Below are 20,049 nucleotides of genomic sequence, written 5' to 3'. Positions count from 1 at the left end.
AAATTACTCTTTTGTTGAAGCTAGATTTAAAATTTTGGTAAAAAGGGAAGTGCCAGAACTTGCATGTGAATGTGGCTCCACATTAGACTTTAATAAGTTTAGCAATCTTTCCTCTCTTTTTTCAGGATTGTATCCACTGGCTTCTAGCCACCTAAACATAGGATGCTCATAAGGCATCAATACCTCATCATTCTGAATGAATAGTGGCATATGCTTATTTCCTATTTCATAACACACCGTTCCCATTTCTAGGAGAGATTTAGGGGATATTACAATAGCTTCGCAAGGCAGAATATTTACAACGATTAGTTTATTTTCATCTTCAAATAAAATATCGTGGTGATAAAGTCGTTGCCCTTCTTTTAAAAATTTAATGGCAACCTCCTCCCCTGCTCGTGTTCTTTTTCTTTGAATTTTCTTTGTGGCTTCAAACCATTCCAAATCCAAATAATCTACTTGTTTACTTACTGATGAAGGGTTTTCTAATTTCCCGATTGCCTGCGTGATTATCATTTTCTAATTTTAAAAGTTTTTGAAATCCCTGTTCCGAATGTAGCTCCACTTAGTCCTGCTACATAGTCATGGCTCCAGCCTGCATCTCTCTTGGTAGAAAGCATAGATAATTCTCCAAATTTGAATTTTAATGCCCATCCATTTCCTAAGAAAACGCCTAACATTGGATAAGCTCTTAGTCGGTATCCATCATATTTTTCATTATTTTGTTCGCCCCACACATAGTGTGCATCAAACTGAGCGATTAGCCCAAAATATTTGCCTAACATAACAGAAGGGCTATACCAAATCCCTACTTCGCTTTGTCTAAAATTTACATTGCTGTCTGCTTTTTGCTGAGCAAATGCAAAGTTTACCCCAATCAAATCATTGTTATTGATAAAGTACCCTACTCCCAAAGGAATGCTCGCATTTGGGCTTGTTCCAAATTCGCTAGCACTGCCCGCAGGCGTTACATTCTTAGAGTAATCTAATGAACCATAAACTAGTATATTTCCTTTTGGTCCTGCTTCATCTTTTCCTATTCTCTGCCCAAATGACTGAGCCATAAGGCTAGCACTTGCAGCTAAGATTAATAATGTGTTTAATAATATTTTCATCATTTTGGTTTGTTTTTTTAATAGACTTAAGGCTTATAATAACAAGCCTTAAGTCTTGAAAATTCTACTAGAATAAATAGTATAATTGAGCTAATGGTAACTCTTCCGCTGGCTGGCATGTGATATGCTCTCCATCTACGCTTACTTTGTAGTTTTCTGGATTCACATCAATCACAGGTGTTTTATCGTTATGGATTAAATCCGCTTTTGAAATTGAACGGCAATTGCTTACTGGTAACACTAATTTTTGTAAACCATAAGATGCAATATTTCCGTTTTCAATAGAAGCTTTTGAAACGAATGTAGCACAGGTTCCGAATTTTGCTTTTCCATCGGCTCCAAACATGTTTCTATAAATGATTGGTTGTGGAGTTGGGATAGAAGCATTTGGATCTCCCATTTTGCTAGCAATTACGAATCCTCCTTTTACAATCATTTCTGGTTTCACTCCAAATAAGGCTGGTTTCCAGATTACTAAATCGGCAATTTTACCAACCTCAATAGAACCTACATAATTTGAGATTCCGTGTGCTATTGCTGGGTTGATTGTATATTTTGCCACATATCTTTTTGCACGGAAGTTATCATTTTGGTTCTTTTCATCTTCTTCAAGATAACCTCTCTGATCTCTCATTTTGCTAGCAGTTTGCCATGTTCTAGTAACTACTTCTCCTGGACGCCCCATAGCTTGAGAGTCTGAACTCATGATACTAAACACCCCCATGTCGTGTAAAATATCCTCTGCTGCAATGGTTTCTGGTCTAATTCTAGAATCTGCAAAAGCCACATCTTCTGGAATATCTTTGCTCAAGTGGTGGCACACCATAAGCATGTCTAAATGCTCATCGATTGTGTTTACAGTATAAGGTCTTGTAGGGTTTGTAGATGCTGGCAATACATTTGGATACATCGCTGCTTTGATGATGTCTGGCGCGTGTCCTCCTCCTGCACCTTCGGTGTGGAATGTATGGATCACTCTACCATTGATTGCCGCCATGGTATCTTCCAAGAAACCTGCCTCGTTCAAAGTATCGGTGTGGATTGCTACTTGCACATCATACTCATCTGCTACCTTCAAAGCAGCATCGATAGTGGCTGGTGTAGCTCCCCAATCTTCGTGAATTTTCACCCCCAAGACACCTGCTTCGATTTGCTCAATGAGCGGCTGAGTGGCAGAACAGTTTCCTTTTCCAAACAATCCAATGTTCATAGGATATTCCTCACAAGCCTCTAGCATTTTTCTAATATTAAATGCCCCTGGTGTGCAAGTGGTAGCATTGGTTCCATCGTTTGGACCAGTTCCCCCACCTATCATGGTTGTGATTCCGCTGTATAAAGCAGTTTCAATCTGTTGAGGACAAATAAAGTGAATATGGGTATCGATTCCGCCCGCTGTTACGATGTAGCCATTTCCTCCGTGTACTTCGGTAGATGCCCCGATAACCATTCCTGGCGTTACGCCATCCATTGTATCTGGATTTCCTGCCTTACCAATTCCTACAATTTTCCCATCTTTTATCCCGATATCTGCTTTTACGATTCCCCAGTGGTCTAGGATTGTAGCTCCTGTAATACATAAATCTAGAACGCCGTCTGATCTTTTTGCATTCACATTTTGCCCCATTCCATCACGCACTGTTTTTCCTCCACCAAAGATGGCTTCGTCTCCGTAATGAACATAGTCTTTCTCTATTTCTATAATGATGTTGGTGTCTCCCAATCGAATTTTATCTCCAGCAGTAGGCCCAAGAATATTAGCATACTGTCTTCTATCTACTTTTAAACTCATTTTTTAAGATTTTCAAATTTTAAACTTTCTACTTTATTCAAACTTTCGTTTTTAGTGGCTTCTGAAACTACTGAACCATTTACTAAATTATTGAACCCTACCACGCGTTTTCTTCCGCCTAGCTCAACAAGTTCTACTTCTTTTTCTTCTCCTGGCTCAAATCTCACCGCGGTGCTAGCCACGATGTTCAATCGCATACCGAAAGCCTCTTCTCGGTTGAATTTCATTGCCTTGTTTACTTCAAAAAAGTGAAAGTGGGAACCTACTTGTATAGGTCTATCTCCTGTATTTATAACTTTTATTTTGGTGGTTCTTCTGCCTTCGTTGCAGATGATTTCACCTTCTTTTACAAAAATTTCTCCTGGTATCATTTTTTAATTTTCTTTTGATTAACGAATTGGATTGTGCACGGTTACAAGTTTAGTCCCATCTGGAAAAGTTGCCTCTATCTGTACCTCGTGTACCATTTCTGGAACTCCTGGCATCACATCCTCTCGTGTGAGCACTTGCGCTCCTGCTTGCATAAGTTCTGCTACAGACTTCCCGTCGCGAGCGCCTTCTAGTAAAAAACTACTGATTAATGCTATAGACTCAGGATAGTTTAGTTTCACCCCTCTGTCTTTTCTTTTTTGAGCCAATTCTCCTGCAAAGTGCAGCATTAGCTTCTCTTTTTCTCTTGGTGTTAAATGCATATTTGTATGATTTAGTTTTGATTTTTTATTCTTTTTTTCGGACATAGCCACGCCTTCCCTAGATGAAAAAATCATTTTTTTTCGTCTAGAAAATGGCATATAAAACCATTAGCTAAATCATAGATTTTAGCCTAAGTGAAATAAGAAAATTTAGGGTACAACTATTCTTTGCTAATGATTTTAAAAAATTAGCACGAGTATAGTCGAATAGAATGGAATAAAATATACACAGGTGTGTATGATAAGAGCTCTAAGTGCTGGCTCTTTACAAAAGGGTTTGAAGAACTCCCTTTATTTAATAACTGAAATAAGTAGAACTGCGCTAAAAACTGAGGGCAAAAATCTTCTTGCGCTAGCTCCTGCTGCTCTAGTTCTTGCTCATCTGTTTCAGATGCGTTTAGCAATACCGCTGTTCTGCTATTTGCAATATTAGTTTTTAAAGAATTTCTATGATGAAAAACTGTGGAGTGCGTACTTTCTCCTGCTAAGAGACTCGCGCCTCTCACAAAAGCGGTAGATGATAGAAGCATCATCATACTCATTAAAATACACAATATCTTTTTCATCTTTTAATTAAAATACTTGGCAAAAGTAATTAATCTCATAAATAATGATTATTGAAAATAATTTTTATACTATCGAAAATCGTGATTAATTTTTCGTTTTGTTTTAAAGCCTGCCGCTTGCCCAAATGCTCAAAAAACACAAGAAAAATATTGAAAATAAGATTTTTAACAATCAAAAATACATGAAAAACGCTTATTTTTTAATTAACAATTGACATTCTCACTAAATCAAAAAAGGGGAATATTATCATTTTTTTGAACAAAAAAAAGACTACCTCCATAAGGAGATAGCCTTTTCTCATCAATCAAAATTTACCTTTCAAACTGAACATTTGGAAGCAGTTTAGGTCTTTCTGGTTCATTTGCTACTTTCCAGCTGGTTCTATAGATCCACTCGGTCATTTTATGCAGCTTTTTAAAGTTTATATTCTCCGACTCATCTTGTGGCTGGTGGTACTGATGGTGCAACACACTAGTAAAAAACACCGCAGGAATGCCCAACTTGGCATACGGGACATGGTCGCTACGGAAATAGAAATACTCTGGGTGCTCTGGCAAGTCCCAATCTTTCAAATATTTGAATTTGGTACTTTCGTCATTTGCTTCTTTAGCCCATTTCACCAAATCATCTGAATTTTTGTGAGGTGCCTCTCCGCCTAAAAGGGCTGCTTCATCGATTTTGTTTCTACCTATCATATCACCATTTAGCACTGCTACGATGTTTTCTCTTGGCACAACGGGGTGTGCTGAGTGCCATCTAGAGCCTAATAGCCCTCTTTCTTCGGCTCCATGAAAAACAAATAAGATGCTTCGCTTTCCTGGTTGTTTTTTATACGCTCTCGCTATTGCCAACATTGCTACGCAGGTAGAGGCATTGTCGTCTGCACCATTGTAAATGGTATCGTTTTTCACAGGATGGCGAATCCCATCATGATCTTGGTGCCCACTTAGCAATACATATTCATTTTTAAGCTTAGGATCTGTGCCTTCAATTTTCCCGATAATGTTCACAGATGGGTATTTGTAGCTTTCTGTGATGATGTTATACGAAATATGTGGATTGTTTTTTACCCAATCGGTGTGATTTCTATGTATCCAGAAAACGGGAATACCGTTTACTACCTTTTCTCTTAGTCCTTCTACACCATAGAGTCCTCTCGTCATTTGAGGTAGGACTTCTGCCCAGCTTTTTTCTGAAATATCATCTGTGATAAAAATGATTCCCTTTGCTCCTAGTTTTTCTGCAATGGCATAATATTTTTTACGAATGAAGCCTGGGTATCTTCGTTCAAAAAGTGTCATATTTTTGGCAATATCTTTTTCCGATGCGTTTATTGCCAAAACTTTTCCTTTTAAATCAAATTTAGTAAGCTCCTCTGGCTCGCTCTGTCCTGCATATACAATTTGCCCATCAAAATTGGCATTCACTACATCTGCCACGAGGATATCTTTCCAGATTTTAAGCTCATTGTTATTTATTTTTATAAAACTTTGTGGCGCGATCTGGTGGCGATACATATCAAAAAACTGAAAGAATGTCCCGTTTTCTCCTGCGGGTTGCATACCTGCTGCTTTTGCCTTGTCTGCCAGCCACATCGATACCTTTAGCTCATCTAAGGTTCCTGCCTCGCGCCCCCAAAACTCATCTGCCGCGAGCTGATACATGTCTGTTTTAAGGTCTTTTTCTTTGATGGCAGAAACGAGTGGCTGAGGGTATTGCTGAGCCATCAAAGAGGTGGTAGCCAAAATGATTGTAAAAAATTTTAATTTGATTTTTTTCATGTTTTTTTATTATTTAAACTTTTTCTTGTTTTCTAAGTTAAATTAAACTCATTGTGCTTTTAAAAACTAACGAAATATTGCCCTCGAAAAAAACACCTGTGTTTTTTAAAAAGACACGCGTGTTTTTTGGAAAAATGTAGTGTGTTTTTGGGCAAGCCATGAGCATTCGTTTGCGAAAGATAAAAAAAGGAACTTTAAAACCTTCTATTTTAGCCCAATTTTAAAAATACAGCATGAGTTAAAAACAAATCTTTTCCGCCTCAAGAGGCAGAAAAGATTTGGGATAAATTTAGCTTAATATTTATTTTGAACAATTGCTGGGTTATTACTTATTTCAAAATCTGGGATTTGGAATAAGAATTTAGGGCTATCTGCGGGTAGATTAAATTTACCAAAGGTGTGATTAGAATCTGGATAATCTCTCACTAGGGCTAAATGATTTCTTTTCAAATCAAACCAAGCGTATCCTTCGCCCCACAATTCTATGCGCTTTTGTAGCAAAATTTCATCTATTAAATTTTGCCCTGATTGGGTTGATAATTGATAAGCTGTATCTCTTTTGCTCACTAGCTCGAACAACACAGCTCTGGCTTCTGCCTCTCTGCCCAATCTAGCAAGGGCTTCTGCCTCTATAAAGTAAAGCAATGAAGCTCGAATGTAAAGCAAATCTCCTTGGAAAAGTGTTGGATCTTTAAATTTAAGATTGGCATAAGGCGGAATGTTTTTCTTTAATTTTCCTGCCGCGGCATAATAGTAATCAATGGTTGAATCTCCGTTAAACACTTCTTTGCGGTAATCTGTTTCCTTTATAGCATCATACAATCTTTTATCTATACTTTTATAAATTCTGGCGGCTCCGGCATAACCTTCGTTGGTACTATCGAACTGAGAAAATAGTGTTGCATAATAGTTTCGCCCAGAGATGGTGCTAGAATTAGAATCAAATCCCCAGATGGTTTCTGGATTATTGATGTCTGAAAATCCTGTGCTTGTATATAGCTCTTTTCCTGCTAGCGATAGCCCCTCTTTTGCCTGGTGTGCATATTCTGCTGCCTTGGCAAAATCACCTGTTTCTAGATAAATGTCTGCTGCAATTGCTTTTGCCGCTCGCTGGTCTATCTGAACTTTGGAAGGAGCCTTGTAGCCGTCTAGTTTTTCAATGGCAGTTTCTATATCCGAGAGAATGCGGGTATATAAATCTTTGAGCGTAGCTCTAGGCAATCCTTTGGACTGATCTTCTGTGGTATATACCGCTGGTACCGAAAGGGTGTTTTCGTTCCCTACATAAGTCTTGCTATAAAATCTAGACAAGAAGAAGTAAGAATAAGCACGCAAAGCTAATAGCTGCCCATATGCAAATTTATTTTCTTCGTTTATCCCTGTCTTTTCAATGGATTCCACAAGTCCGTTGATAACAAATATTTTGGAGTATAATGTGCGCCACACCAAACTCGATGCATAGCCTGAGGATACCTCTCCCGTGTAATCGTAATAAAAGCCTAAGTGCTGCTGCTTTACTTGGATTACATCGTTTGACAAAAGATCGGCTCCCACTTTTAGAGAATACAGTCCAAAATCTGAGTGTGAACTTGTTCCTGCCGATCCTGTTATGGCTAGATCATAGTATAAGCCGTTTACTGCTTTGTCTAGTGCAGTAGGGTCTTGTGAAATTTGTTCTTTACTCACATTACCTTGTGGTTCAAGGTCTAATTCTGATGAGCAAGAAGCTAAAGCTATTGCAAATCCTATTAAAAATCCTTTATATATCTTTTTTTTCATTTTGTTTTAATTTTAAAATTTAACATTTAGTCCTAGAGAAACGGTTGCTAAAACTGAATAATCATGGGAACTCGGGATACCGTTAAGGCTTAATCTTGGGTCGTATCCTTTTCTTTTCGACCATAAATACAAGTTGCTACCAGAGGCGTAAACAGAAAGCTCATTTAATTTCAATGATTTTGAAACCACGCTTGGCAAGGTATAGCGTAAGGATACATTTTGTAAACTAACATAGTCTGATTTTATTAAGAATAAATCGGAATCACTATTTTGAGTTGTCTTATAGTTATCTATCCTTGGCAAAGCGGCATTGGTGTTTTCTGGCGTCCAAGAATTATACACCACATCTGTGTGATAGTTTGACCCGTAGTTGTTTGAGTGTAAAAGTGCTTGGTAGGTTTCATCGAAGCCCCAACCGCCAAACTGGTATGCAAAGTTTAATGAAAGGGCAAATCGTCCTATATTTAAATCTGTACCAAATCCTCCGTACACTTTTGGAATGGCTGATTTTCCAATAAATACTTGTTTTGCTTTGCTGTAATCATTTGTTTTGGTAGTACGGCTTTCATCTACATACCATAGAGCATCTCCGTTGCTAGGGTCTACGCCTGCAAATTGTCTTAAATAATAATTATAACGATCATAGCCTTCTTTTAGGCGGAAGTATCCTCCACTTGAAATACCTGTTTTTCTTTGTGCTTCTGGCAAGCTAATAATTTTGTTTTTATAATGTGTAGCATTTAAGTTTACAGACCAGCTCACTTTATCATTTTTTACGATAAAGGCATCGGTAGAAAATTGAACTCCTTTGTTTTCTAAATCTCCAATATTTGCAAGTTTTTGATATCTACCTACATTTGACACAGGCAAATCTTGCTTATAAATCATGTCTGCCACACTTCTTTTGAAATACTCTAGCGAGAACGAAAATCTACCATTAAAGAGTGTAGACTCTATTCCTGCATTAAAGTTTTTAGAGGTTTCCCATCGCAAATCTCTGTTTCCTAAGCTAGAGAATGTTACAATCGGAGTGTCGTTTCCTAAGTTATCTATCTTATACAAATCTAAGTAAGGCTGATAAGATCTATACCCTCTTCCATCTAGCAAATAATCATTTCCTTGCTCTCCATAAGAAACTTTTAAACGAAGTGAATTGATGAAATTAACATTTCTTAAAAAATCTTCTTTTTTCACATTCCAAGCTGCACCTAGACCATAGAATGTCCCCCAGCGGCTTTCTGGTGCAAATACCGAAGAGGCATCTCTACGAATATTGGCATTGAAATAGTATTTCCCTGCATAATTATACAACAATCTCGACAAATACCCTTCTGTAGCATAATCATATTGAGAGCCTGAAACATTCCCAATTTTCACGGCATTATTAAATACCAATAAATCTTCTATTAGCAATTCTTGTTTAGAGGCATCAAACTCATTTCCTTGCTCCTTGTTATACTCGTGCCCTAGGAGAATTTCAAAAGAGTGCTCTTTCCATTTCTTAGAATAAGTGAGGAGTTGCTGTTGATTTAAGTTATACTCTAATATAGATGATCTGTATAAACTCCCTCCAGAAGAGCTAGAAGTACCCCCTATTTTATTTCCAAAACCTAAACCTCTCTGATTGGCTACACTCCCCCCAAAATTATAAGTAAATTCAAAATCTTTCAAGAAACGATACTTGGCAGAAAGGTTCGAGAAAATTCTATGATAAATCTCGTTATCTTTGTTATAAATACGGTTTCCAATAGGATTCTCAAACACGGCATAGGAACGAGCCCAGCTATTAGGTCCCTCACCTCCACCATAATCATAGCGCACCTCTCCATTAGGGCGATATACTAGATTAAAGTTGTCATCTCTTAAATACACTGGATAAAACGGTGCTATGTTTCTAGCAAAGGCAAAGGGATTGGAAAAACCATAAGACGAACCATTATCCTGCGAAGTATAAGTATAATAAAGGTTTGAGGTTAAATTCAAATTATCGGTTAATTTATAATCTAAATTGTTTCTGATTCCGAATCTTTCAAATCCAGAATTAATTAAATATCCTTTATCATTTAAATAATTGATTGAGGTATAAGTAGACACTTTCTCGCCCTTGCCTGAAACATTTAAATTAATTTCGTTGCGAGAGGCTGGACGGAACATCTCTCTCCAATCATCTTGATAACGCAACTTTGCATTTTGATTAAAGTTCCCATTGCTATCAAATAAATTATCAAACGGCACATCATACGCATTATAGACCAAGGTGTTTTTCAAATTATTGATAGCCCAATCGTGCGCTTGTGCTTCGGATTTTCCAGCGGCAATCTGCCCTACTCGCACTCGTTGATAGTAGGCTGAATAGTAATCCTTAGCCGTAGTAAGCACATCATAATCAGCAACGGCTCTAAAGTTTACCCCAGTCTTTACATCTAATTCTACATTCACTCCATTTTTAGCTGCTCTTTTGGTAGTTACGAGAATCACACCATTAGCTCCACGTGCTCCATACAAGGCGTTTGAAGAAGCATCTTGCAGAAACGAAATATTGGCAATATCCGAAGCGGCGATACTATTTAAAGAACCAGAATAAGGCACGCCATCTAAAACAATGAGTGGTGAGCTTGAGGCATTAATCGACCCGATTCCTCTAAGTCTTATCGTAGCTCCAGAACCTGGCTGACCATTGCTATAAACCTGCACGCCAGCCACTTTACCACTCAATCCCTGCACTACATTTCCGTTTTGCAATTCCGATATTTTATCAGAATTAAGCGTTTGCACAGCACCTGTAATTTCATCTTTTTTCTGTTTTCCAAAAGCCACAGCCACCACTTCATTCAGCTGAACGCTTTCTTCTTCAAGCGTAATATCTAGGTTGAGTGTTTTTTGATTTTTAAAATCTACTTTCTCTGTTACAGTTTGATACCCAATACGCTTAAACTCCAGCACATCACCCTCTTTTGCCTCTATGCTGTAATGCCCTTCTGCATTAGTTGTTGTTCCTTTTGTTGTTTTATTTATAAGCACATTCACGCCAGCAATTGGTTGGTAGTACTTATCTGTCACAGTTCCTTCTATTTTCTTTTGTGCAAATATCACCGCACTTATGAAAAATATGTATATAAATATTTTTAATTTCATTTGTTTTTATTTGATTGATTTTAATTGATAATAATTGCCCTGATTGCAATGTAATAAACTCTCGTTGTGCTCCTTATACAGATTGCATATACCATACATTCGTTCAAGATTTAGCACCTTTTCAATAAAGAAAATTTTAAATTTTTTGTAAATGCTAACTTTCATTTTTTTTTCAGTGTTTAGCAATTGTCTAATCTTAGACAATCTTATTGTTTTTAATTAAGTTTTTTTAGCGAATACAACCCGAAAAGAAATAGAGTTTTGCCACTGAAATTATCGGTTTTTAGATAATTTTAAAATTTAGTTCATGAATTCTGAAACATTTTTTATACTAGAAAAACACAAACTTGTCAGAAAAAAAATCGAAAACAATATTAAGAATAGTAATTAAAGAAATTTTATTTCTAATTTTTCTTTAATCTAAACTTTGATTTTCCCTCTACTTGCAAAAGAATATCATTGTATTTCTTTCTCAAGTAAAAAAGCAAAACTCTAAATATTAAATTTATTAAAGTGATTTTGGGTCGTGTAATCTGAGTTTAGAAAGACATAAAACACATTCGCATGACTTCCATAGACATACAAGGAACTTGTACTGCTCTGAAAATCATCGAAGTAGGTGCAACAAATGCACTTGCAATATGTGTTTTATTTTTACTCATTACCCTATTGAGATTTGATAACATTGCAAAGTTAATCTTTTTTTCTAAACTACAAATATTTTTTATCGTTTTTTTACACTTTCACAAAAAAAGAATTTTAATTTGCTATAAAACAGAATTTTAAAAACCTGTTTTTTCAAACAAAAAAGAGAGCCTATTCAAGCTCTCTTTTTATTTTTAATTAAATGCGAATTACAGAATAAATTCGTTTAATTTCTTTTTAATGATATCTAGACTTAAATTATGAATACTTCCTTCATGGCTAGTTTTAAACTCTTTGTGTGGCTGGTAGCTGCCATCTTCCACAGAAAGCCCTACATTTTTGTACGCATCTCTAAAAGGTGTCCCCGTTTGAATCATGTGGTTGATGTTTTCTACGGTGTAAATGCTGTCGTATTTTTCCTGTTCCATGAATCCATCTTTGATTTCCAATTGCGGAAGTGCAAAAATCAAAATATCCAAGATATTGTGGAACTGCATCATTGGTTCCATCAAGATTTCTTTTAAAATTTGGAAATCGCGGTGATATCCACTTGGCAAGTTATTGATTGTAAGCATCACATCGGTTGGCAAAGCTTGGATTCTATTGCAATGTGCACGCGTAAGCTCAAACACATCTGGATTCTTTTTGTGTGGCATGATAGAAGAACCAGTTGTCATTTCGTTTGGCAATTTCACAAATCCCATATCTTGCGAGTTGTACATTACCAAATCATACGAAAGTTTTGACAAAGTTCCGCAAAGCATCGCAAGGGCAAAAGCTACTGCTTTTTCTGTTTTTCCGCGAAGCATTTGCGCCCCTACAGATGAAACCGCCATGTAATTAAAGCCCATTTCTTCGGTAGTTTGCGCGCGGTTGATTGGGAAACTTGTTCCAAATCCAGCACCAGAACCCAGTGGGTTTTGGTCTGCCACATGATGTGCCGCTCTCACAAAAGCTAAATCCGATAATAAATTTTCTGCATACGCAGAAAACCACATTCCAAAACTGCTTGGCATCGCTGCTTGGAAGTGTGTGTAGCCTGGCAACAAATCATTTTTGTGCTCTTCGGCTTTTTCGAGCATAATCTCGATTAATTTTTTCACTTTTTCGGTGATTTCTTTCAAGTATTCTTTGTGGAATAATTGAATCGCCACCAAAACTTGGTCGTTGCGCGAGCGTGCGGTGTGAATTTTCTTTCCCGCATCACCACATTTTTTAATCAATTCGGCTTCGATTTTTGAGTGCATATCCTCAAAATTCTCATCGATTACGAATTTCCCCTCGGCTTCTTCTTTCAACAACTCGTCGAGAGCTTTTTGCAAGGCTTGGTTTTCTTCATCGCTCAACAGCCCTACTTTTGCAAGCATATTAGCCTGAGCTTTAGAGGCTAGCATGTCGTATTTTGCCAATACTAAATCTAGCTCTCGGTCTTTTCCTACGGTAAAGTTTTCGATTTGTTTGTCAACGGAGAATCCCTTGTCCCAAAGTTTCATAAATGTATATTTTTTAGAAGTTTGCCAAATATAATGACTTTTGGCAGCTTTTTAAAATTTTCTTTTCAACGGGTTGTTAATTCTTACCAAGACTATTGGGTGCTTTTATTTCGATTATAATTGATTATTAATTTAATGGTAGAAATAACTGCCCCCATAATTAAAAACCACATAAATAAATTACCGCCCACAAACGGACTAATTGTAAAAAAATTTGTCATAGAAAGCAGACTTAAAGCAACACAGAAAATGCACGCAATCGTAAAGATAACAACTTGACTAAAAGTAGAATTTTGAAACCAATTCGATTTTTTCATATTTTTTTATTTTAGATTAATATTTAATTAGCAACCTTCCAAATATAATGATTTTTAGCATATTTTTCAATTTTCCTTTATGGTGGTAATGTTAATCTTTATTTTTTGAGAATAAAAAAAAGCCACGAATAATCTCGTGGCTTTCAAATCATTAAGCTGGTTTTGTAGGTCGCACCTCGATTTTACTTGGAAGCGTTCTTGGATTCATTTGCAATAAATCCCAAACGATTTGCCCGATGTCTTCTGGCTGAATTTTCCAAGCATCAGACTCACTCAGTGTATGGTGGTTAAATTCCGTTGCCACAGAACCTGGCATGATGGTGCTTACCTTAATATCATATTTTCTTAAATCCAACATAGCTGCCTGCGTAAACCCTACAACACCAAATTTACTTGCATTGTACCCAGAAGCGGTCGCAAAAAAGTTGGTTCCTGCCAAACTTGCCAAACTGATGTAATATCCCTTTGATTTTTTAAGTGCTTCTACACTCGCTTTTAGGGTATGAAAAGCTCCGTTCAAATTGGTATTAATCATTTGGTGCCATTGGTCTGGCGTTAGCTCATCTACGGGAGCAAAGTGCCCTACGCCAGCATTTGCCAACACAACATCTAACTGACCAAATTTAGCTAAAACCTCTTTTACGGCATTTTCTTCATTTTCTAATGACGAAACATCTGAGCTTAAACCCAAAACACGAGATTCGTCTGAGCTTAACTTTTTGGCTGTAGCTTGCGCATCTTCCAATTTTCTACCTGAAATTGCTACACGCATTCCATTATCTACTAATAATTTAGCCACACCAAATCCGATTCCTTTGGTTCCGCCTGTGATATAGGCTACTTTATCTTTCATTTGCATATTTAAAAATATATTATAATTTCAAGATTAAATGCTGCAAAGATTGTTCCGTATCTGTCGCGTTCTATTTCTATTTAGACAAAATCCATATTTTGATGGTTTTTCAAAATACTTGGGCTAAAGTAAACCGCTTTTCTAATTGATTAGTAAATTGCTAAAAATTACATAAAAACAAACAATGAAAGTCGCATTATTCATACCTTGCTATATAGATGCGGTGTACCCCGAAGTGGGCATCGCAACGCTTGAGCTTTTAGAAAAACTAGGTGTAGAAGTAGAATACCCGCTCAACCAAACTTGCTGTGGACAACCCATGGGCAACGAGGGCGAAAGTGCCAAAAAAACGGAAGAAAATTTCTGTAAAAACTTTGCAGGCTACGACACGATTGTGTGCCCTGCGGGGAGCTGCGTGAAACATGTGCGGGAGCATATGCATTCGGTGGAGCAAACGCCCGAGGTAAAGAAAATCAGACAAAACACCTACGAATTGGTGGAATTCATTCACGATGTATTGGGGATTAAAGATTTTTCTTCGGTTTCGTTCCCGCATACGATTGCAATTCACAATTCGTGCAGTGCCATTCGTGGGCTGCATTTGACCTCTCGCTCTGAATGGCAAGAGCCTCGTTTCAACAAAACAGAAACTTTACTTTCTGGCGTAAAAGACATTAATATTATTCATATCGATCGCCCCGATGAATGTTGTGGCTTCGGGGGGACTTTCTGTGCGACAGATCCCACTGTTTCTGCCAAAATGGGGAGCGACAAAATTGCAGATTACACTCGCCACAATGTGGAATATGTGGTATCTCCCGATATGTCTTGCATGATGCACCAGAGTGGTATTGCGAGTCGAGAAAAATCTGAATTAAAGTTTATACACATCGCTCAAGTTTTAAACGAAGGTCCTTTTTAAAAAAATTAGAAATTATGAGCCAAGAAAAAGTAGATATTGTAAAGAATTCCGCCGAATTCATCAATCAAGATAATATTCACGAGCCTATGCACGACCGTGTACTCTGGGCATCTCGCATGAAACGCGACAAAGTGGCAAGCGAAATCCCTGAATGGGAACAATTACGAGATTTGGCTTCGCAAATCAAAGAGCACACGCTTTCTCATCTCGACCAGTATGTGCTACAATTTGCAGAAAATGCCGAGAAAAAAGGTATTATTGTTCATTGGGCTAAAGATGGCGAAGAGCATAACCAAATCGTTTTAGATATTATTCAAAAAAATAATCGTTCGCGATTGATTAAAAGTAAATCGATGTTGCAGGAAGAATGTGGTATGACGCCTTTTCTGGAACAACACGGCATAGAAGTCGTAGAGTCCGACCTTGGCGAACGAATTCAGCAACTTTCGCACGAGCGACCAAGCCATATCGTGGTACCTGCTGTACACAAAACGGTGGAAGATGTGTCTAAACTTTTTGCCAAAACCATAGGAACGGATCCCAATAACAATGACGCTGTGAAACTCACCGAGGCAATGCGCCAAAATGCACGACCTAAATTTTTAAAAGCCGATGTCGGAATGACGGGTGCCAATTTTGCCATTGCCGAAACGGGAACTTTTGTGGTCTGCACCAACGAAGGAAACGCAGACCTCACCGCTAGTTTGCCGAATTTGCACATCGCAAGTATTGGGATAGAGAAAATCATTCCTCGCGTAGAAGACATGGGCGTATTCATTCGTTTGCTCTCTCGCAGTGCCTTGGGAACACCCGCCACGCAATACACTTCGCATTTTTCAGCCCCGAGAGATGGTGCCGAAATGCACATCGTGCTGGTAGATAACGGGCGTTCAAAAAGATTAGGAAACGATGACTTCTGGGAGGCATTAAAATGCATTCGCTGTGGTGCTTGCATGAACACTTGCCCTGTATATCGCCGAAGTGGTGGGCTATCTTATGGAGCCACTTACTCGGGACCGATAGGTATTATCCTCGACCCGAGCTATGACGAAGCTAAATATTCTGAATTGCCTTTCCACTCATCGCTTTGTGGCTCTTGTACCGAAGTTTGCCCTGTGCATATCAATATCTCCGACCAAATTATGAAATGGCGCGAAATCATGATGGAGCACAAACAAACGCCTTTTATTCGCAGAAAAATGTTCGAAGCCGCAGATGAAATTTTGGGCAGCCCTACTCTATTTAGAATGGCAGAAAAAATGGGACATTATGGCGAAAAATTTACGCCAAACGCTTTGATCTATTTGAAAGCCAACGGCTATGGACAATTTCACGATATGCCTAAAGTGAAGAAAGAAACCTTTAGAGATTGGTATTTGAAAAATAGAAAAGAGAAGTAATTATAAATTATAATAGACCTATTTTTTATTTAATAAATATTAATTTTCTGAATTAATTAAATATTTCAATTTAAACATATATCACCACCATGACAACCAAAGAAAAAATATTAAACGACATAAGACAAAATCTCCCTAAAAGAGAGAAAGTAGCGCATCCTGAAATTCCTACTTTTGAAAAAGAAGGTGTAGACTTGCTTGCAAATTTTAAAAAGAATCTAGAAATCGCTGCGGGAAAATGGCACGAAGTCAATTCGATAGAAGAGGCACAAGAAATCGTGAAAAAAGAATTTCCAGACGCAAAAGTAATTTGCTCGGTGACCGATGAATGGCAGGGCAATAAGCCCGTGGGCAGTATCGACCACCCGCAAGATTTAGCCGATGTAGATTTAGGCATTATTCGAGCTGAGTTTGGCGTGGCAGAAATGGGTATGGTTTGGCTCACGGAGAAAGATTTAAAAGTGAATGCCATTGGATTTTTATCTCAGCATTTAATCATCTTGCTCGATCCAAACAAGCTCACAGAAAACATGCACACTGCCTACCATAAACTGGATTTAATGGGCATTAAATACGGAAACTTTATGATGGGGCCTTCTGCTACCGCCGACATTGAGGCAACCTTGGTACACGGAGCACAAGGAGCACGAAGCCTCACCGTTTTCTTTTTACCCGAGGCTTAAAATCACAAAAAAACGCAAGAAATATGAATTCTTGCGTTTTTTATACTTTTAAAAAAATGCTTTAAAATAGCAATTTATATAAATCCCCAATATTGCCGAGCATTTCTACTCTAATGTTGAAATTTGAGGTATTGACTTTATTGTATTTAGAAATAAAAATCACATCATACCCTAATTTTTCGGCTTCGGAAATACGCTGCTCCACACGACTAACGGGTCTAATTTCCCCACTCAGCCCTACCTCTGCGGCAAAACAACAATTATCTGGCAAAGTTTCGTTTTCATAAGACGATAAAATCGCACAAACCACTGCTAAATCTATCGCAGGATCATCTACACGGATTCCGCCCGTGATGTTCAAAAATACATCTTTGACCCCCAATTGAAAGCCTGCTCTTTTTTCTAGCACCGCCAAAAGCATATTAAGTCTTTTAATATCATAGCCCGTGGTGGAGCGTTGTGGCGTTCCATATACCGCCGTGCTCACCAAGGCTTGAATCTCAATTAACATCGGTCGGATCCCCTCCATGGTAGATGCCACGGCATTTCCACTGAGCGGTTGGTCTTTTGCCGAAATCAAAACTTCGCTCGGGTTGCTCACCTCTCGCAATCCCACACCTTGCATTTCATAGATTCCTAATTCTGCCGTAGAGCCAAATCGGTTTTTCTGCGCACGCAATAATCTGTAAATATGATTTCTTTCGCCCTCAAATTGCAACACCACATCCACCATATGTTCCAGTATTTTAGGTCCCGCAATATTTCCTTCTTTGGTAATATGCCCCACCAAAATCACGGGCGTATTGGTTTGTTTGGCAAAACGAATGAGCTCTGCCGTGCATTCTCTGATTTGCGAAACACTCCCTGGCGAAGATTCCACCAATTGCGTCTGCAATGTCTGAATTGAATCTATAATTAAAACATTGGGCTGAATTTCTTTGGCTTGTTTAAAGATTTTTTGCGTCTGTGTTTCTGTCAAAACAAAACAAGAATCTGTCCCAATCCCTATGCGCTCGGCACGGAGTTTAATTTGCGTGGCACTTTCCTCTCCAGAAACATACAAAACCTTTAAATGATTTAGGCTTAAAGCCACTTGCAACAAAAGCGTAGATTTCCCAATGCCTGGCTCTCCGCCCAAAAGCACAACAGAACCTAAAACCAATCCTCCGCCCAAAACTCTATCGAGCTCACCATTTTTGGTAGTAATTCTGGCTTCGTTGGTCTTTGGAATATCATGAATATTAAACAATACAGGTGTTTTTATGCTATCATCTTTCCATGGTGTAGCGGGTGCATTTTTCTCCACCACTTCTTCTACAATGGTATTCCACTCGCCACAGGCATTGCACTTCCCAAGCCACTGCGCATGGCGTGTCCCACAATTCTGACAATAAAAAACGGTTTTAGCTTTAGCCATAAATTTAATTAAAGATTAAAATAAAATTCCCCTCTCGCTGCACAGTGTATTGGTACAAAGGTACGCCATTTGTCGCAGAATTTACCGGCATGCCTGTATTGAGTATCCATTCGGCTCCGTCCTCGGGGCACACTACCTTTAGCCCATGTACCACTTCTAGCGTAGATTTAGCCGTGGGGCAAATATGTGGTGCGTTTCGGTCATAAGCCAAAAATCTTGCACCCGTATTTACGATAATTAAACCTCTTCCTCCATTGGTTCCATCTGGATTTAAAACCACATAGCCCATCGGGCTTTGCAACGGAATCAATTGTGGCGTATTGAGCGAGTAGCGAGCATTTACATACGAGCGAGGCATACAACTAGAACGCCCTTGATCATTGTTACATGCCGACATACAAATCATTAAAAAAGAAACAATTATCAGTTTTAAATAGTTTTTATTCAGAAATTTAAACTTGTACATATCGTAAACATTTACTATATTTGCTTTTTACAACATAGTTCCGCACTACCACAGTGTGGAATTATGTTTTTTATTTTATATAACTTAAATCAAAGATATGGCAAATTTACAATATGTAACCAAAGAAGGTTTGGATAAATTGCGCGAAGAGCTAAAATATTTGGAAAGTGTAGAACGCCCGAGAATCTCTCAACAAATTGCTGAGGCAAGAGATAAAGGGGATTTGTCTGAGAACGCGGAGTATGATGCTGCTAAAGAAGCGCAAGGGCTTCTTGAGGCTAAAATCTCTAAACTGCAAGACCAAGTAGCCAATGCTCGTGTGATAGATAAATCTCAATTAGATTCTACCAAGGTTTCTATCCTCTCTACCGTGAAAATCAAAAACTTGGCAAACGGACAAGAGATGAAATATACCCTTGTGCCAGAAACTGAGGCTGACTTAAAAGCGGGAAAAATTGCTGTAAGCACTCCTATTGCTAAAGGTTTATTGGGTAAAGAATTAGGCGAAAAAGCTGAAATCAAGTTACCGAATGGTAATGTTTTAAATTTTGAAATCACTGAATTAAGTTTAGGAGAAGAATAAAATGGCAAGTATTTTCACTAAAATCATCAACGGAGAAATTCCTGCTTATAAAATCGCTGAAAACGATGATTATATCGCGTTTTTAGATGCATTTCCTATTGCTAAAGGTCACACGCTTGTGGTTCCAAAACAAGAAACCGACCGAATTTGGGATTTATCTCCAGAGCAATTCAATGGCTTAATGGCTTTTGCTTACAAAGTGGCTCATGCTATCGAGAAAAGCATTGATTGCAATCGTGTGGGCGTTTCCGTCATGGGGCTAGAAGTGCCACACGCACATGTACACCTCGTGCCAATGAATGACATGGGCGACATGAATTTTGCCAATAAGATTGATATTTCCAAAGAAGAAATGGAAGAAATCAGAGCAAATATTGCTAGCAATATTTAAACGATTTAGTTTTCATGATAAAAT

18 protein-coding genes are annotated in these 20,049 nt (G+C 38.0%); 5 read left to right on the top strand and 13 right to left on the bottom strand.

The genetic code is table 11. The features are described 5' to 3' along the window. Positions 1–3 precede the first annotated feature (3 nt). The 11 genes from ureE to ORNRH_RS08115 all read right to left on the bottom strand — a co-directional run bounded on the left by ureE (position 4) and on the right by ORNRH_RS08115 (position 14,169). Complete coding sequence (ureE, locus tag ORNRH_RS08165; RefSeq protein WP_014791380.1) at positions 4–513, bottom strand: urease accessory protein UreE; 510 nt, start codon at positions 511–513, stop codon at positions 4–6. Next, on the bottom strand, positions 510–1,115 hold the full coding sequence (locus ORNRH_RS08160; RefSeq protein ID WP_014791379.1) for a hypothetical protein: 606 nt from the start codon (positions 1,113–1,115) through the stop codon (positions 510–512). Before ORNRH_RS08160 ends, ureE begins: the two co-directional genes overlap by 4 nt. A gap of 64 nt (positions 1,116–1,179) precedes the next feature. Next, positions 1,180–2,901 carry an urease subunit alpha gene (ureC, locus tag ORNRH_RS08155; protein ID WP_014791378.1) on the bottom strand — a complete coding sequence of 574 codons (1,722 nt, stop codon included), beginning with the start codon at positions 2,899–2,901 and terminating at the stop codon, positions 1,180–1,182. Next, positions 2,898–3,272: an urease subunit beta gene (gene ureB / locus ORNRH_RS08150; protein ID WP_014791377.1), complete on the bottom strand. Its 375-nt coding sequence runs from the start codon at positions 3,270–3,272 to the stop codon at positions 2,898–2,900. Before ureB ends, ureC begins: the two co-directional genes overlap by 4 nt. A gap of 18 nt (positions 3,273–3,290) precedes the next feature. Beyond that, on the bottom strand, positions 3,291–3,593 hold the full coding sequence (ureA, locus tag ORNRH_RS08145) for an urease subunit gamma (RefSeq protein WP_014791376.1): 303 nt from the start codon (positions 3,591–3,593) through the stop codon (positions 3,291–3,293). A 188-nt stretch (positions 3,594–3,781) separates the two neighbouring features. After that, the gene (locus tag ORNRH_RS08140; RefSeq protein WP_036601868.1) at positions 3,782–4,159 is read right to left on the bottom strand and encodes a hypothetical protein; all 378 of its coding nucleotides are present in this window, start codon (positions 4,157–4,159) and stop codon (positions 3,782–3,784) included. 312 nt (positions 4,160–4,471) lie between these two features. Further along, a complete protein-coding gene (locus tag ORNRH_RS08135; RefSeq protein ID WP_014791374.1) occupies positions 4,472–5,941 on the bottom strand; it encodes a M20/M25/M40 family metallo-hydrolase in 1,470 nt (489 codons plus the stop codon). A gap of 294 nt (positions 5,942–6,235) precedes the next feature. Beyond that, positions 6,236–7,720 carry a RagB/SusD family nutrient uptake outer membrane protein gene (locus ORNRH_RS08130; protein WP_014791373.1) on the bottom strand — a complete coding sequence of 495 codons (1,485 nt, stop codon included), beginning with the start codon at positions 7,718–7,720 and terminating at the stop codon, positions 6,236–6,238. A 12-nt stretch (positions 7,721–7,732) separates the two neighbouring features. Continuing rightward, positions 7,733–10,855: a SusC/RagA family TonB-linked outer membrane protein gene (locus tag ORNRH_RS08125; protein WP_014791372.1), complete on the bottom strand. Its 3,123-nt coding sequence runs from the start codon at positions 10,853–10,855 to the stop codon at positions 7,733–7,735. A gap of 854 nt (positions 10,856–11,709) precedes the next feature. Continuing rightward, entirely contained in the window at positions 11,710–12,993 is a 1,284-nt protein-coding gene (argH, locus tag ORNRH_RS08120; RefSeq protein WP_014791370.1) for an argininosuccinate lyase, read from the bottom strand. A 468-nt stretch (positions 12,994–13,461) separates the two neighbouring features. Then, the gene (locus ORNRH_RS08115) at positions 13,462–14,169 is read right to left on the bottom strand and encodes an SDR family oxidoreductase (protein ID WP_036601865.1); all 708 of its coding nucleotides are present in this window, start codon (positions 14,167–14,169) and stop codon (positions 13,462–13,464) included. Between the two features lie 178 nt (positions 14,170–14,347). Here ORNRH_RS08115 and ORNRH_RS08110 point away from each other — a divergent pair, with 178 nt between their 5' ends. The 3 genes from ORNRH_RS08110 (at position 14,348) to ORNRH_RS08100 (ending at position 17,168) form a co-directional block, all read left to right on the top strand. Beyond that, positions 14,348–15,085 carry a (Fe-S)-binding protein gene (locus tag ORNRH_RS08110; RefSeq protein WP_014791367.1) on the top strand — a complete coding sequence of 246 codons (738 nt, stop codon included), beginning with the start codon at positions 14,348–14,350 and terminating at the stop codon, positions 15,083–15,085. 14 nt (positions 15,086–15,099) lie between these two features. Beyond that, positions 15,100–16,485 carry a lactate utilization protein B gene (locus ORNRH_RS08105; protein WP_014791366.1) on the top strand — a complete coding sequence of 462 codons (1,386 nt, stop codon included), beginning with the start codon at positions 15,100–15,102 and terminating at the stop codon, positions 16,483–16,485. 89 nt (positions 16,486–16,574) lie between these two features. Beyond that, a complete protein-coding gene (locus ORNRH_RS08100) occupies positions 16,575–17,168 on the top strand; it encodes a LutC/YkgG family protein (RefSeq protein ID WP_014791365.1) in 594 nt (197 codons plus the stop codon). 61 nt (positions 17,169–17,229) lie between these two features. On the opposite strand, the gene radA is transcribed toward ORNRH_RS08100, so the two are convergent. Then, positions 17,230–18,585 carry a DNA repair protein RadA gene (radA, locus tag ORNRH_RS08095; RefSeq protein WP_014791364.1) on the bottom strand — a complete coding sequence of 452 codons (1,356 nt, stop codon included), beginning with the start codon at positions 18,583–18,585 and terminating at the stop codon, positions 17,230–17,232. Between the two features lie 4 nt (positions 18,586–18,589). Continuing rightward, complete coding sequence (locus ORNRH_RS08090) at positions 18,590–19,051, bottom strand: Rieske (2Fe-2S) protein (RefSeq protein WP_014791363.1); 462 nt, start codon at positions 19,049–19,051, stop codon at positions 18,590–18,592. A 97-nt stretch (positions 19,052–19,148) separates the two neighbouring features. On the opposite strand from ORNRH_RS08090, the gene greA reads away from it, so the two are divergent. Together greA and ORNRH_RS08080 are read left to right on the top strand one after the other, a co-directional pair. Next, a complete protein-coding gene (gene greA, locus ORNRH_RS08085; protein WP_014791362.1) occupies positions 19,149–19,634 on the top strand; it encodes a transcription elongation factor GreA in 486 nt (161 codons plus the stop codon). Position 19,635: 1 nt separating this feature from the next. Continuing rightward, positions 19,636–20,025 (top strand): HIT family protein, encoded by a 390-nt coding sequence (locus tag ORNRH_RS08080; protein WP_014791361.1) that lies wholly within the window; start codon positions 19,636–19,638, stop codon positions 20,023–20,025. Positions 20,026–20,049: the final 24 nt, after the last annotated feature.

It is taken from the genome of Ornithobacterium rhinotracheale DSM 15997 (assembly GCF_000265465.1).
Taxonomy (GTDB): Bacteria; Bacteroidota; Bacteroidia; order Flavobacteriales; family Weeksellaceae; genus Ornithobacterium; species Ornithobacterium rhinotracheale.
This window is presented reverse-complemented; position numbering and strand designations above follow the sequence as displayed.